General features: G+C 71.7%; 15 protein-coding genes and 2 tRNA genes. 12 read left to right on the top strand and 5 right to left on the bottom strand.

Annotated features, from left to right (window positions below; genetic code table 11):
- Window position 1: 1 nt before the first annotated feature.
- Together ABD241_RS16350 and ABD241_RS16345 are read right to left on the bottom strand one after the other, a co-directional pair.
- The gene (locus ABD241_RS16350; RefSeq protein ID WP_344064980.1) at window positions 2-1,315 is read right to left on the bottom strand and encodes a nicotinate phosphoribosyltransferase; all 1,314 of its coding nucleotides are present in this window, start codon (window positions 1,313-1,315) and stop codon (window positions 2-4) included.
- 81 nt (window positions 1,316-1,396) lie between these two features.
- Window positions 1,397-2,068 (bottom strand): polysaccharide deacetylase family protein, encoded by a 672-nt coding sequence (locus ABD241_RS16345; protein ID WP_344064977.1) that lies wholly within the window; start codon window positions 2,066-2,068, stop codon window positions 1,397-1,399.
- A 13-nt stretch (window positions 2,069-2,081) separates the two neighbouring features.
- Here ABD241_RS16345 and ABD241_RS16340 point away from each other — a divergent pair, with 13 nt between their 5' ends.
- From ABD241_RS16340 to ABD241_RS16290, 11 genes are all read left to right on the top strand, one after another.
- Window positions 2,082-2,354 (top strand): hypothetical protein, encoded by a 273-nt coding sequence (locus tag ABD241_RS16340; RefSeq protein ID WP_344064974.1) that lies wholly within the window; start codon window positions 2,082-2,084, stop codon window positions 2,352-2,354.
- A 184-nt stretch (window positions 2,355-2,538) separates the two neighbouring features.
- Window positions 2,539-2,844, top strand: coding sequence for an ATP-dependent Clp protease adapter ClpS (clpS, locus tag ABD241_RS16335; RefSeq protein WP_344064970.1), 306 nt, complete (start codon window positions 2,539-2,541; stop codon window positions 2,842-2,844).
- Entirely contained in the window at window positions 2,844-3,554 is a 711-nt protein-coding gene (locus tag ABD241_RS16330) for a DUF2017 domain-containing protein (protein ID WP_344064967.1), read from the top strand. The genes clpS and ABD241_RS16330 overlap by 1 nt, the downstream gene beginning before the upstream one ends.
- A 57-nt stretch (window positions 3,555-3,611) precedes the next feature.
- Window positions 3,612-4,379, top strand: coding sequence for an MBL fold metallo-hydrolase (locus ABD241_RS16325; RefSeq protein ID WP_344064964.1), 768 nt, complete (start codon window positions 3,612-3,614; stop codon window positions 4,377-4,379).
- Between the two features lie 112 nt (window positions 4,380-4,491).
- Window positions 4,492-5,361 (top strand): aldo/keto reductase, encoded by an 870-nt coding sequence (locus tag ABD241_RS16320; protein ID WP_344064961.1) that lies wholly within the window; start codon window positions 4,492-4,494, stop codon window positions 5,359-5,361.
- A gap of 102 nt (window positions 5,362-5,463) precedes the next feature.
- Window positions 5,464-6,237: a ribonuclease PH gene (gene rph, locus ABD241_RS16315; RefSeq protein WP_344064958.1), complete on the top strand. Its 774-nt coding sequence runs from the start codon at window positions 5,464-5,466 to the stop codon at window positions 6,235-6,237.
- Window positions 6,234-6,854: an RdgB/HAM1 family non-canonical purine NTP pyrophosphatase gene (gene rdgB, locus ABD241_RS16310; protein ID WP_142186066.1), complete on the top strand. Its 621-nt coding sequence runs from the start codon at window positions 6,234-6,236 to the stop codon at window positions 6,852-6,854. Before rph ends, rdgB begins: the two co-directional genes overlap by 4 nt.
- Window positions 6,851-8,416 carry a molybdopterin-dependent oxidoreductase gene (locus tag ABD241_RS16305; protein ID WP_344064953.1) on the top strand — a complete coding sequence of 522 codons (1,566 nt, stop codon included), beginning with the start codon at window positions 6,851-6,853 and terminating at the stop codon, window positions 8,414-8,416. Before rdgB ends, ABD241_RS16305 begins: the two co-directional genes overlap by 4 nt.
- A 100-nt stretch (window positions 8,417-8,516) precedes the next feature.
- Window positions 8,517-8,600 (top strand) — tRNA-Leu (locus ABD241_RS16300).
- A 218-nt stretch (window positions 8,601-8,818) separates the two neighbouring features.
- Window positions 8,819-9,292, top strand: a complete 474-nt coding sequence (gene bcp, locus ABD241_RS16295; protein ID WP_344064949.1) for a thioredoxin-dependent thiol peroxidase — start codon at window positions 8,819-8,821, stop codon at window positions 9,290-9,292.
- Between the two features lie 25 nt (window positions 9,293-9,317).
- Complete coding sequence (locus ABD241_RS16290; protein WP_142186075.1) at window positions 9,318-9,572, top strand: DUF3618 domain-containing protein; 255 nt, start codon at window positions 9,318-9,320, stop codon at window positions 9,570-9,572.
- A gap of 150 nt (window positions 9,573-9,722) precedes the next feature.
- On the opposite strand, the gene ABD241_RS16285 is transcribed toward ABD241_RS16290, so the two are convergent.
- Both ABD241_RS16285 and ABD241_RS16280 read right to left on the bottom strand, forming a co-directional pair.
- Window positions 9,723-9,795, bottom strand: a tRNA-Lys gene (locus ABD241_RS16285).
- Window positions 9,796-10,328: 533 nt separating this feature from the next.
- Window positions 10,329-11,945, bottom strand: coding sequence for an alpha/beta hydrolase (locus ABD241_RS16280; protein WP_344064943.1), 1,617 nt, complete (start codon window positions 11,943-11,945; stop codon window positions 10,329-10,331).
- Window positions 11,946-12,225: 280 nt separating this feature from the next.
- On the opposite strand from ABD241_RS16280, the gene ABD241_RS16275 reads away from it, so the two are divergent.
- Window positions 12,226-12,483: a hypothetical protein gene (locus tag ABD241_RS16275; protein ID WP_344064939.1), complete on the top strand. Its 258-nt coding sequence runs from the start codon at window positions 12,226-12,228 to the stop codon at window positions 12,481-12,483.
- Window positions 12,484-12,643: 160 nt separating this feature from the next.
- Here the strand turns inward: ABD241_RS16275 and ABD241_RS16270 are convergent, their stop codons facing one another.
- Window positions 12,644-13,009: a hypothetical protein gene (locus ABD241_RS16270; protein ID WP_344064936.1), complete on the bottom strand. Its 366-nt coding sequence runs from the start codon at window positions 13,007-13,009 to the stop codon at window positions 12,644-12,646.
- Window positions 13,010-13,312: the final 303 nt, after the last annotated feature.

The following is a 13,312-nucleotide window of genomic DNA, read 5'->3' as shown; positions in this document are numbered from 1 at the left end:
CTCAGTCCTCCTCGTAGATGGTCGGGATCACCGGTTCGCCCCGTGACAGCTGCCCGGCTGCACGCGGCAGCTCGGCGCGCGAGGCCTCGTGGCGAGCCCGGGCCGCATGGATGTCCTGGTGGCCGACGACCTCGCCGGCCCTGACGAGGTCGACCATGAGCGGCCGGTCGTCGCCGTCGTCACGGGGCTGCTCGCCGATGCCGATCACCTCGGCCTGCGCGATGCCGGACTCGCCGCGCCGGCGCAGCGCCCACTTGCGCCCGCCCACCGACGCCTTGTCCTTGCTCTTCTTCGCCACCTGCTGCATCTGTCCCGACGAGTCCTCGCGGGAGACGAGCTTGTAGACCATCGACGCAGTGGGGGAGCCCGACCCGGTGACGAGTGCAGTGCCGACGCCGTAGCCGCTCACCGGTCCGGCGGCCAGCGCCGCGATGGCGTACTCGTCCAGGTCCGAGGTGACGATGATCTTCGTGTCGGTGTTGCCGGCGGCGTCGAGCTGGGCGCGTACCTCGGTGGCCTGGATCAGCAGGTCGCCGGAGTCGAGGCGGACCGCTCCGAGCTCGGGGCCGGCGATCTCCAGCGCGAGCGCCACGGCGGTCCGGACGTCGTAGGTGTCGACGAGCAGCGTGGTGCCCTTGCCGAGCGACTCGACCTGCGCCGTGAAGGCCTCCTTCTCCGAGTCGTAGAGGAGCGTGAAGGCATGGGCAGCGGTGCCCGTCGTCGGCACGCCGTAGCGGCGACCGGCCTCGAGGTTGCTCGTGGCGTCGAACCCGGCGATGTAGGCGGCTCGCGCAGCAGCGACGGCAGCACCCTCGTGCGTGCGTCGCGAGCCCATCTCGATGCAGGGCCGGCCGATCGCGGCGGTGGTCATGCGCGAGGCTGCCGACGCGATCGCCGTGTCGTGGTTGAGGATCGAGAGCACGAGGGTCTCGAGGACGACGCCCTCCGCGAACGTCGACTCGACGACGAGCACCGGCGACTGCGGGAAGTAGCACTCGCCCTCCGCGTAGCCGCTGATGTGGCCGGTGAAGCGGTAGTCGGCCAGCCAGTCGACGGTCGCCCGGTCGACGACGTCGTTGTCGCGCAGGAAGCGCAGCTCGTCGTCCCCGAAGCGGAACTGCTCCAGCGCCTCGAGGACACGGCCGGTCCCGCCGACGACGCCGTAGCGCCGTCCTTCCGGCAGCCGCCGCGCGAAGGCCTCGAAGACGCAGCGGCGGTGTGCCTCGCCGGAGGCCAGGGCCGCCTGCAGCATGGTCAGCTCGTAGTGGTCGGTCAGCAGCGCCGTGCTCGCGGCGCGAGGGCTCGTCGGGCTCACCCGCCCACCCTAGGCCGACGACCTCCGCGATGTGTCGGCGCGACGGGCGGGAGCCCCGGAGGCGAGCCGGCGGGTGCGAGCTCAGAAGGCGACGAAGCGGTAGCCGTGCGCGGCGTACCAGTCGATGATGGCCGGCAGCGCGGCGACGGTGTTGCTCCGGTTCGGGGAGACGACGCTGTCCGGCTCGGACGAGGCCTTGCCGGCGTGGAGGAGGACGATCGGGTGCTGCTGGCTGCCGACCGCGGTGGCGCGGGCGACGATTGCCGATGTCGCCGCAGCCGTCGTCACCGCCGGCTGGCGCCAGTCGAGGGTGTCGACCGACCAGAGCACGACCGAGACACCCAGGCCGTATGCCGCCTGGCTGACGTTCGTCGTGAAGCCGCCGGGCGGTCGGAAGAAGCAGGGCCGGTGGCCGGTCAGCTGTTGCTGGAGGTCGGCGGTCCGGGTGATCTGCTGGCGCAGGTACGGCACCGTCCACCCGCCGGGGACCATGGCGGGGTACCGGTGGTCCCACGAGTGGTCCTCGACCGGGAAGCCCCACGCCGCGACCTCCTGCACGACGGCGGCGCGGGGGGCGTCCTCGCGGCCCACGTCGAAGAACGTCGCCGTGACCCCTTTCGCCCGTAGCACGCGGGCGATGGCCAGGGTCCACGACGAGGTCCCGTCGTCGAAGGTGAGGGCGACGGTCCTGCCGGTGCCGGGCGCCGCCGTGAACGTCGACGGACGCTGCGGGCACCCGAGCGCCGGGACCAAAGTGGCCGAACCCGTGGTGGAGCTTGAGGTGGCGGTCGAGCCGGCGGTCGAGGTGGCGGTGCTCGTCGGGATGGCGGGCGTGCTGCTCCCCGAGGTGCTGGTTCCCGCAGCAGTCGACGCAGGCGAGGTCGCGTGGGACGACGCGACGGAGGCCGGGGACGAGGACCCGGCCGCCGGTGAGGCGGGGGAGCCCGAGCACCCGGTCGTGAGCAGCGCGACGAGCAGGCCCGTGGACAGGACGGCGGGGATCCGGAGGCGTCGCACCGTGGTCACGGCGGCACGCTAGTGCTCCACGCCGCACGGTGGCTGTGCGTCGCCCGGGTCCGCGCTGCACGAGTGACCGGCTGAATGGGGCGTCGCGACCGGGGAGCGGGGCCGCGGCCTGCCCGCGGCGTGCCGGACAGAGAGGATGTCCCCAGGGCCATCCGCGCGCGTCCCCCGGTGACCCGGCGTGCGCCTAGGGTTGCCCTGTGACGACAGCCGCGCTCTCCCTTGCTCCCGTCGAGCAGGAGGTGACCTCCGCCGACGAGCTGGTCGCGCCCGACGTTCCCTGGGTGACGATCGTCTGGAACGACCCCGTCAACCTCATGACCTACGTGACGTGGGTCTTCGAGACGTACTTTGGCTACCCGAGGCCCAAGGCCGAGAAGCTCATGATGGACGTCCACGTCAAGGGCCGTGCCGTCGTCTCCAACGGGCCGCGCGAGTCCATGGAGCGTGACGCCGAGGCGCTGCAGGGCTACGGCCTCTGGGCCACCTTCGAGAAGGACGAGTGATGGCGCGCGCGTTCCTGCGGGAGGACGGTCGCTACGTCGGGATCCTCGACCCGACCGAGCGCACCATCCTCCACGGGCTGATGGAGCAGACGCGCGTGCTGCTCTCGCCGGAGGTCGAGTCGACGGGCGACACCTTCGACGACCTCGTCGCCTCGATGGGACTCTCCCTGGGCGGACCGGCTGAGCCGGGTTCGCCTGCGGCCCAAGGCCCGTCGGGCGCCGGCGTCGACAGGGACCCTGCCCTGGACCGCCTCCTGCCGACAGCGCACCGGGGCGACGACCAGGTGGCCGCCGAGTTCCGCAGGCTGACGGAGGAGGGTCTGCGCCAGCGCAAGAGTGGCAACCTCGACGTGTCGCTGCAGTGCCTCGAGGCGGCGCAGGGCGACCGGGTCGAGCTCGACGCGTCGCAGGCGCCGGCGTTCCTCATGGCCCTCACCGACGTGCGGCTGCTGCTGGGTGAGCGGATGGGCATGCGCACCGAGGACGACGCCGAGGCGCTGTATGCCGCCCTGGAGGACCTCGACGACGACGACCCCCTCGGCTACGCGGTGGCGTGGTACGACTTCCTCACCTGGCTGCAGGAGACCCTGACCCACGCCGTGATGGGCACCGACCTCGGGGACGCGCTGGCCGCATACGAGGACGACGAGGACGACGAGGACGACGAGGACGACGGGGACAGCGGGCCGGCCCGCTCCGGCTCACTGTGACGCAGCCGACGCCCGGGTGCCCGGTCCGCGTCGGTGGTGGCACCTAGGCTCGATCCCGTGAACGTCACGATCGTCGGGTGCTCGGGGTCCTTCGCCGGGCCGCGCTCGCCCGCCTCGTCCTACCTCGTGCGCGCCGAGCACGAGGGCCGCACGTGGAGCGTCGTGCTCGACCTGGGCAGCGGGGCACTCGGGGCGCTGCAGCGCCACATCGAGCCGTATGCCGTGGACGCCATCCTGCTCAGCCACCTGCACGTCGACCACTGCATCGACATGTGCGGCCTCTACGTGATGATGCGCTACGTCCCCGGCGGCCCGGGCCGGTCGGCCATGCCGGTGTGGGGCCCGCCCGGAACCGCCGTGCACCTCGCCCGCGCCTACGGCGGCCGCGAGAGCGAGGACGTCCTCGGCGTCTTCGACTTCCACGACCTGCGTCACCGTGACCCCGTCACCATCGGGCCGTTCACCATCACGCCGGTGCGCGTCAACCACCCCTTGGAGGCGTACGGCTTCCGCGTGGAGGCGGGCGGACGCGTGCTCGGCTACACCGGCGACACCGACACGTGCGACCAGCTCACCGAGCTGATGACCGGCGCCGACCTCGTGCTGGCCGACTCCGCCTTCGTCGACGGCCGCGACACCGTGACCGGCATCCACCTGTCCGGGAGCCGCGCCGCCGAGGCGGCCGTGCGCGCCGGGGGAGTGCGTCGGCTCATGCTGACCCACATCCCTGCCTGGAACGACCCGGAGGTGTGCCGCAAGCAGGCGTCGGAGGTGTGGCCCGGCGAGGTCGAGCTCGCCGAGCCGGGCGAGACCTACTGCCTCTGAGGCAGGTACCGCGGGCAGGGGCCCCGGGTATGGAGTCTTCCGGTGCGGTCCGCGCGCCCGGCACCGGTCGGCGCGCGAACCCACCGTCCGACGACCCAGCCAAGGAGGCACCGTGCAGCAGCGCACCATCGGAACGAGGAAGGTCGGCGCCATCGGCCTCGGGGGCATGCCCATGTCGATCGAGGGCCGCCCCGACGAGGACCGCTCCATCCGCACCATCCACGCCGCGCTCGACGCCGGCGTGACCCTCATCGACACGGCCGACGCCTACCACCGCGACGCCGGCGAGGTGGGACACAACGAGGCCCTCATCGCCAAGGCCCTCTCGTCCTGGCAGGGCGACCGGTCCGAGGTGCTCGTCGCCACGAAGGGCGGCCACCTGCGCCCCGGCGACGGCTCGTGGACCCTGAACGGCCGGCCCGACTATCTCAAGGAGGCGGCCAAGGCCTCGCTGCAGCGTCTCGGCGGTGACGCGATCGGGCTCTACCAGTTCCACCGGCCCGACCCCGACGTGCCGTATGCCGAGTCCGTCGGCGCACTCGCCGACCTGCTCGACGAGGGCGTCATCGAGATGGCCGGCATCTCGAACGCGAACCCGGACCAGATCCGCGAGGCGCAGGAGGTCCTCGGAGGCCGGCTCGTCTCGGTGCAGAACCAGTTCTCGCCGGCCTTCCGCAGCAGCCGGCCCGAGCTCGACCTCTGCGCCGAGCTCGGCATCGCGTTCCTGCCGTGGAGCCCGCTCGGCGGCATCAGCAAGGCCGGTGACCTCGGCAGACGGCACGACGCCTTCGCCGAGGTCGCCGAGGCCCACGACGTGAGCCCCCAGCGCGTCGCGCTCGCCTGGGAGTTGGCCCTCGCGCCGGTCGTGGTGCCGATCCCGGGCGCCTCGCGCCCCGAGAGCATCACGGACTCCGTGCAGGCTGACACGCTCGAGCTGAGCGCCGACGAGGTCGAGCGGCTCTCGGCCGAGACGCTGGACTGAGCGCCCGCGAACGCGCCCGTGCGCCCGGCGCGTGCCGCCGGGCGCACGGGCGTTCCGCACCGCGGTTGGGGACCGGACCGCTGTCATGGCTAGCCTCGTGGCATGACTGACCGACATGACGGCCGTGCCCCCGACCAGACGCGCGAGGTGCGGATCACGCGCAACTGGCTCGACCACGCGGAGGGCAGCGTGCTCGTGGAGTTCGGGCGCACGCGCGTGCTCTGCGCGGCCTCCTTCACCGAGGGCGTCCCACGCTGGCTCAAGGGCAAGGGGACCGGCTGGGTCACTGCCGAGTACGCCATGCTGCCGCGTGCGACCAACACCCGCTCCGACCGGGAGAGCGTCAAGGGCCGCATCGGCGGCCGCACCCATGAGATCAGCCGGCTCATCGGCCGCAGCCTGCGCGCCGTCATCGACACGAAGGCCCTCGGCGAGAACACCATCGTGCTCGACTGCGACGTGCTCCAGGCCGACGGCGGCACCCGCACCGCGGCCATCACCGGCGCCTACGTGGCGCTCGCCGACGCCATCGAGAACGCCCGCGGCAAGGGCCTCGTCGCCAAGAAGGCGCAGCCGCTCACCGGCTCGGTCGCGGCCGTCTCGGTCGGCATCGTGGGCGGGCGTGCGGTGCTCGACCTCGACTACCCGGAGGACTCGACGGCCGAGACCGACATGAACGTCGTCATGACCGGCGACGGGCGGTTCATCGAGGTCCAGGGCACCGCCGAGGGTGCGCCGTTCGACCGCGACCTGCTGGGCCAGCTGCTCGATCTGGCGACGAAGGGCTGCGCCGACCTCACCGAGCGCCAGCGGGCCGCGCTCGCCGCCACCCCGACCCGGGATGACGAGCCGACGACCGGTGGGGTGGTCGCGTGACGAAGGTGGTCCTGGCCACCCGCAACGCGCACAAGGTCGAGGAGCTGCGCGAGATCCTCGCCGACGTCAGCACCGAGCTGGGCCTGGAGATCGTGGGGCTCGACGGCTTCCCCGACGCGCCGGAGGTGGTCGAGGACGGGGTGACGTTCGAGCAGAACGCCATCCTCAAGGCCGCCTCGGCGGCGCACGTCACCGGTCTGCCCGCCCTGGCCGACGACTCCGGGCTCGCCGTCGACGTGCTCGGCGGTGCCCCCGGGATCTTCAGCGCCCGCTGGTCCGGCGGCGGCGGGGACCACGCCAACGTCGAGCTCCTGCTGGCCCAGCTCGCCGAGGTCCGTGACGAGCACCGCGCCGCGGCCTTCGTCTGCGCGGCAGCGCTCGTCCTTCCCGACGGCCGCTCCGCGGCCGAGCTCGGCCGGTTCCCCGGGACCGTCGCCCGGGAGCCACGCGGGACCAATGGTTTCGGTTACGACCCGATCTTCGTGCCATCCGACCAACCGGTCGGCGACGAACGCACACTGGCGGAGTACGAGGCCGACGAGAAGAACCAGGTGTCGCACCGCGCACTCGCCTTCCGCGCACTCGTGCCGCACCTGAAGGAGCACCTGAGGCCATGACCACGACCAGCCCGGTCACCCGTCCCGAGACGTCACCCGAACAGCCGGCGCGCCCGCTGTGGTGGGGAGCGCTCGACGGGGTGGTGGCCGGGCTGCTCACGGTCGGTCTGGCCACGCTCGCCGCCGCGGTGCTCACGGCGATCGGCCAGTCGTCGGGCCAGCCGGCGCCGATCGCGGCCGTGAGCGGTGCCTTCATCGACCGGACGCCGCCGTGGCTCAAGGACTTCGCCATCGCGACCTTCGGCACCAACGACAAGAGGGCCCTGCTCGTGGGGACCGTCGTGGTCCTCGCCCTCGCGTGTGCCGCGATCGGCATCCTGGCGGCCCGCCGGCTCACCGCCGGGCTCGTCGCCTTCGCGGTCGTCGGGGCGGTCGGTGCGGCCGCCGTGCTCAGCCGTCCCGGTGCCGCAGCCGCCGACGCCATCCCCACGGTCCTCGGCACGGCCGCCGGCCTGTGGTTCCTCAGCCGCACGTCTCGTCCCGCGACAGGGCCTGCGGGCGCCGTGGGCCCGGGGCGTCGCTGGCTGCTCGGGGGAGCGGTGGGCGCCGTGGCGGCATACGCCGGCAGCCTGCTCGGAGGAGGGTCGGCTGCCGCGACGGTGTCGCGTGACGCCGTCGCGCGCACCCCGGTCAGGGGGACCAAGCTCGTCGTGCCGGCGGGTGCCGACCTCAAGGTCCCCGGGCTGACTCCCTACATCGTCCCGAACTCCGACTTCTACCGCATCGACACCGCCATCGTCGTGCCGCGGCTCGACGCGAACGACTGGAGGCTCAAGGTCACGGGCATGGTCGAGCGCGAGGTCGAGATCGACTGGAAGACGCTGCAGTCCAAGCAGCTGCAGGAGGCGCTGATCACGCTGACCTGCGTCTCCAACGAGGTCGGGGGAGACCTCATCGGCAACGCCGTCTGGACCGGCTGGCCCGTGCGCGAGCTGCTCGCCATGGCCGGCCCCAAGCCGGGTGCCGACATGGTCCTGCAGACCAGCGTCGACGGCTTCACCGCCTCGACCCCGCTGTCCGCGCTGACCGACGACCGCAACGCGCTGCTCGCCATCCGGATGAACGGCGAGCCGCTGCCCTTCGAGCACGGCTTCCCGGTGCGGGTCGTGGTGCCGGGCCTCTACGGCTACGTGTCCGCCACGAAGTGGGTGACCGAGCTCAAGGTGACGACGTATGCCGCCGACGTGGCCTACTGGACGCCGCGCGGCTGGTCGCCAAGGGGGCCGATCAAGACGGCATCGCGCATCGACGTGCCGAAGGCGGGCGACGTCGTCAAGGCCGGCACGGTGGCCGTCGCGGGCGTCGCCTGGGCCCAGCACACCGGGATCTCCGAGGTGGAGGTCCAGGTCGACCAGCAGCCTTGGGCCCCGGCGAGACTGGCAGCCGACGCCAGCATCGACACCTGGCGGCAGTGGGTCTTCGAGTGGGACGCGACGCCGGGCAGCCACGACATCCGGGTGCGCGCCTACGACGCGAAGGGCCAGGTCCAGTCGCCGCTGGAGGCGCCCCCAGCGCCCGACGGGGCCACCGGCATCCACGTCGTCACCGTCCGGGTCCAGTGAGGCCGGAGGGCGCTGCGTCGAGGGCTCGTCCGTCGACGGAGTGCCCACGGCACCGACCCGGCTGAACGGCCGTCTAGAGTTGGGCCCGCGCACCCCGCGAGCGGACGTGGTGGAACTGGTAGACACGCAGGATTTAGGTTCCTGTGCCCTAGGTGTGCGGGTTCGAGTCCCGCCGTCCGCACCATCCCGTTCACGCCCGTAGCCGGCCGAGACCGACCTCTGCGCCCCGCTCCCAGCGAGGCGACGCGGGCCCGGGGTGGGCCGCCGCGCCGACCGAGCGCCCGAGGTGGGTACGAGGCCTACCGATACGATGCGCGAGACGCATTCGTCCTGCGCGATCCGGGCGAGCAGAGGGACCAGACACCCGCACGACCGGCACGCGCCGACCACCAAGGAGCACTTGTGACCTCGAGACTCGAGCCCGGCGAGCAGGCCCCGGCGTTCAGTCTTCCCGACGACACCGGGCGCACGGTGACCCTCTCGGACTTCGCCGGCCGCAAGGTCATCGTCTACTTCTACCCGGCGGCGATGACCCCCGGCTGCACCAAGCAGGCGTGCGACTTCAGCGAGTCCCTGGAGTCGCTCCGCAAGGACGGCTACGAGGTCGTCGGGATCTCCAAGGACAAGCCCGCCAAGCTCGCCACGTTCCGCGAGCACGACCACCTCACCATCCCGCTGCTGAGCGACGAGGACCTCACGGTCCACACCGCCTACGGCGCCTGGGGTGAGAAGAAGCTCTACGGCAAGACCGTCGAGGGCGTCATCCGCTCGACCTTCGTCGTCGACGAGGAGGGCAAGGTCTCGCACGCGTTCTACAACGTCAAGGCGACCGGCCACGTGGCCAAGCTCCGCCGCGACCTCGGCATCGCCGACTAGTCGCACCCTCCCCGAAAGGAAGCAGATGAGCGACACCGCACGCATCGAGCAGGACATCGAGGCCGCGAGGGCCCGGCTCGAGGGCACGGTCAACGAGCTGGCCTACCGGGCCCAGCCCCAGGTCATCGCGCAACGCCAGGTCCAGGGCCTGCGGCTGCGCCTGGACGCCGCCACGCACACGGAGGACGGCGAGCTGCGCATCGAGCGCATCGGAGCCGTCATCGCGGCCGCGGTCGTCGTCGTGGTCGCCGTCGGGCTGCTCCGCCGCAGGCGGCGCTGACCCGGCTCGCAGGAACCCCGGGCCTTAGCAGCGGGCAGGGACGCGGTCGCCGCGTCCCTGCCTGCTGGCGTTCCCGGGGCCGATGACGTCCACCAGCCCGAGCACGGCGAAGGCCCCCGTCCGGATCTCTCCGAACGGGGGCCTGTCCAGTGCGCCGTCAGGGACTCGAACCCCGAACCCAGTGATTAAGAGTCACTTGCTCTGCCAATTGAGCTAACGGCGCAACGAGGAGAAACGTTATCAGCCGTCCTGCGCTGGGACAAAATCGGGGTCCGAGCCCGGGGCGGCGACGTGCGCTCCGGCCCGCTCCAGACGTGAGCGGCCATGCGCGCCGGGCTGATTCGCGGGATCGACCCGCCAGCCGGACGCACTGAGGAGGGCCGTCACACGACCCCTCAGGGCCCCGTGGCCGACGTGATGAGCGACAGCGCGAGGCTGACGACTATGACGCCGAGGATGACGCCGACAGTGATCCGTTGCGTCCGCTTCTTGCCCATGAGCATGCGACCCATTCTGGGCCATGCGCTGCCCGGGGCGTCGTGGGGTCCATCGCAGGCCGTCGGAGTCAGTCGATCTCGGCCCTGCTCAGACGGATCGCATCCGTTCATGCCCCCTCCTGACACCCCTCAGCGAGTGCGGTCGATCGCGACACCCCGTCACGTCCTCGGCAGGGGTCGGCGGGCCAGCCGATTCGGGGCCAGGAACCCTCGGACAGACCGCGCTGTGTGACGGGCGGCTTGGCAGGACCAGTCGACGCTAGGGAAGCGCGGCGACCGCTGTTCGGATGGCTGCGAGTTGGTCCTCGGTGAGCCCCGGTGGGCGCATCACGGCGTTCCAGACGTCGACGTACTCCGTCGTGTACTTGTGGCCGTGACCTGCAGGAACGCCAGTGGAGAACGGAAGGTCGGCCGTGACCTGCCAGAAGGTCACGAACGGCATCCAGAACATGGTCGGCAGCACGTCCTTTCCGGCGGTCTCGCCGATCCAGTCCGGTGCAGTGAGGATGAGACGAGGCGTCCACCACACGATCGGGTCGGAGGGGTGCATGAGGTAGATGACCCGGGTGCCATCCCACGGCTGGCCCTGCGGCGGGATGGACGTCGCGGCGTCGGTCGCGAACCGCACCGTCCGACCGTTCTTGTAGACCGGCTGGATCTCGGGGCTCCCCGGGTCCCGGTGGTCGCTGAACTCCCGGAACAGCGTGTTGAAGTTGGGCGGTCCCGCGAAGACCGTGCCGTCGGTGCGGTTGCGGAGGTCGTACTCACCGCTGAAGGCGGTCTCGCCGCCGAAGGTCCCGAGGCTCTCGCCAGACACGAAGAGCCTGGGCCGCGTGGCCGGAGCGAGCTTGGACCAGCGGTCGTACACCGCGTCGAAGAGCGCGCGCCCGGCCTCCCGGGCCTTGGACTGGTCGACGAGGAAGGACAACCACGACGGCAGGTACGAGTACTGCATCGAGACCGTCGCCGAGTCGCCGCCGGTCAGATACTCGAAGGGCGCAACAAGAGCGGGGTCGACCCAGCCGCTTCCCGTGGTGGTCACGACGAGGAGGTTGGCCCGCCGGAATCCGCCTGCCCGTTCGAGATCGTCGACGGCCAGCGCCGCGCGTTGTTCGGCGTTGTCTGCCGAGTCGAGGCCGGCGTACGTGCGGATCGGCTCCTTCGCCCGGTGGTGCACCACCGCCGCTATCTCGTCGGCCGTGGGACCGGACGCGGCGAACGTCCGGCCCTCGCGCCCGAGGGACTCCCATGGCAACAGCGAGCCGGGCCCACCCGACCTGAGCGCGCTGGTCGGCTGGACGACCCCTTCCTCGGTCCTCAGGTTCGCGACGGAGAACGCCTCGTCCATGGCGCCGACGAGGCCGTCGAGCAGGATGCCGCTGATCACGAGGTAGACCGCGGCCGTCACCAGGACCCAGCCGGTCGCGTTCGCGGCTCGGCGCCCGAACCTTCGGGCGAGCAGGTCGGCGGCCCAGTGGTAGACGTGTCGGATGCCGCGCCCGATGAGCAGGAACACGGCGACGAAGAATGCGGCGACGAGGGGCGAGGCGACGACGAGGGCGAGGTTGTACTCCGTGACGCCCATCAGGTCGCGGATCTGGGCCTGCCAGTACTGCCCGAGAGCGAACGCGGCCGCGAGGAGGATCCCGGCGCCGATGAAGAAGAGGCGCCACGAGGAGGGTCGGGCCGGGCGCGGCTCCCGGTCGGCGTAGGCGCGCCACAGCCACGCGGCCAGGACGCCGAGTCCGTAGCCGATGGCCGCGGTGATCCCGCAGATGAGGCCCTGGATGAAGCCACCGCGGGGAAGCAGGGATGGTGTGAACGACAGTGCCGCGAAGACGGCGGCACCCCAGCACCCCGGAAGGGTGACGTGCATCAGCCGACGGATCCGCCCGGGTGGTGTCGTCGCCGGCGCCGGCTCCTGCGGGGATGCCGGTGCAAGCGGCCCCGGTGCATCTGCCGTTGCGCCCGCACGGACGGTCGGCGCGTCGGTTCCCTCCGCATGAGTCGCCATCTCAGCTCGATCCGGTCAGCGCGATGCAGGTTCCTCATCGGAACGCTCCCACACGACCAGCGCCCCGGTCCCCGAAACGACGAACGACCTCGGCGGTCGCCAGCACGCCGCCGTCCGATTACACATCCCACCGTCTCGTGTCGTGGCCTGTGCGCGCCGCCAGGAGCGCGGGGTGCTCGCCGTCGTGGTGCGCGGCAGCATCACCACCGCGCTCGACCACATCCTGCTGGTCTCCGCGGTGGTCAGCATCGTCGCGGGCGTGCTGTCCTTCGGCCTGACCCGCTCCGAGGACTTCGTCCTTCGTCCCCCAAGGACCCACCTCGCAGGCCGATGTTGCGCCGCACTGAGGTCGTCTCAACTGATGGCGGTCCCCGAGCCGGAGCCGGCCCCAGCCAGGTGACTGGCGCTCGACGGGAAGCCGTGCGGTAGGAGGCGATCGCGAGGGCCGCAGGCCGGCTCCCGCGTTGGCCTCGGAGGAATAGGGACATCCCCTCCGTGACTTCTTCGGGTGGCCTCGAGGATCATCGCCGCGGGTCGTCGCGGTCCACCCGGGCGGTGCGCTAGGCCGCCGGCTGCTCGCCCACGCCTTCCAGGTCGTCGAGGAAGGCAGCCACGACCTCGTCACCGCCGGACGCCTGAAGATGCTTCAGGGCCCGCTCGACCACGGCAACCGTCGCAAGTGCCGCGGATTCCACGTACACGACCGCCTGCCGCGCGAAGGCCTCGGACAGGGCCGCCCCTGGGTCGGCGCCGGCGAGTAACTGCTCGCGCACGCCGTCGAGCGGATGGAAGAGTGGAATGCCGTCGACCATGTCGGCGATCGCCAGGTCGCGGAAGTTTCCCTCGTCGGGCCCCAACGTGAGTCCGAGCCGTCCCACCGTTGCGGCGGCCGTCACCAGGAAATGGGCTAGCTCGTCAGCGGTCACGCGGACTCACCTCTCCATGCGGTCGGGGCTTTCGTTCTGCTGCCTCCATACCCACCGATCCCGGAAGGACGGGCTGATTTCAGACACGGCGCGGGCAGGACGCTTGCCAAGATGCCGGGCGCTCGGAAGCCCATTCTCGACGGGGACTCGCACGACGGGGGGCCGCGCTGAAGTTGCGGCCAAGACCTATCCCGGCCGCCACGGGCGGGGCTGGATCGAGTCCTCGACGAGCACTGCCCGGGGACCGCGTCAGCCTTCGGCGTGTGGGATAGCGGACCTCATCGACGTCGTCCTCGACGGTGT

Source organism: Terrabacter lapilli (assembly GCF_039531305.1).
GTDB classification, from domain to species: Bacteria; Actinomycetota; Actinomycetes; order Actinomycetales; family Dermatophilaceae; genus Terrabacter; species Terrabacter lapilli.
Note: the sequence above shows the minus strand (reverse complement) of the source record. Positions and strands in the feature narration are given on the sequence as shown.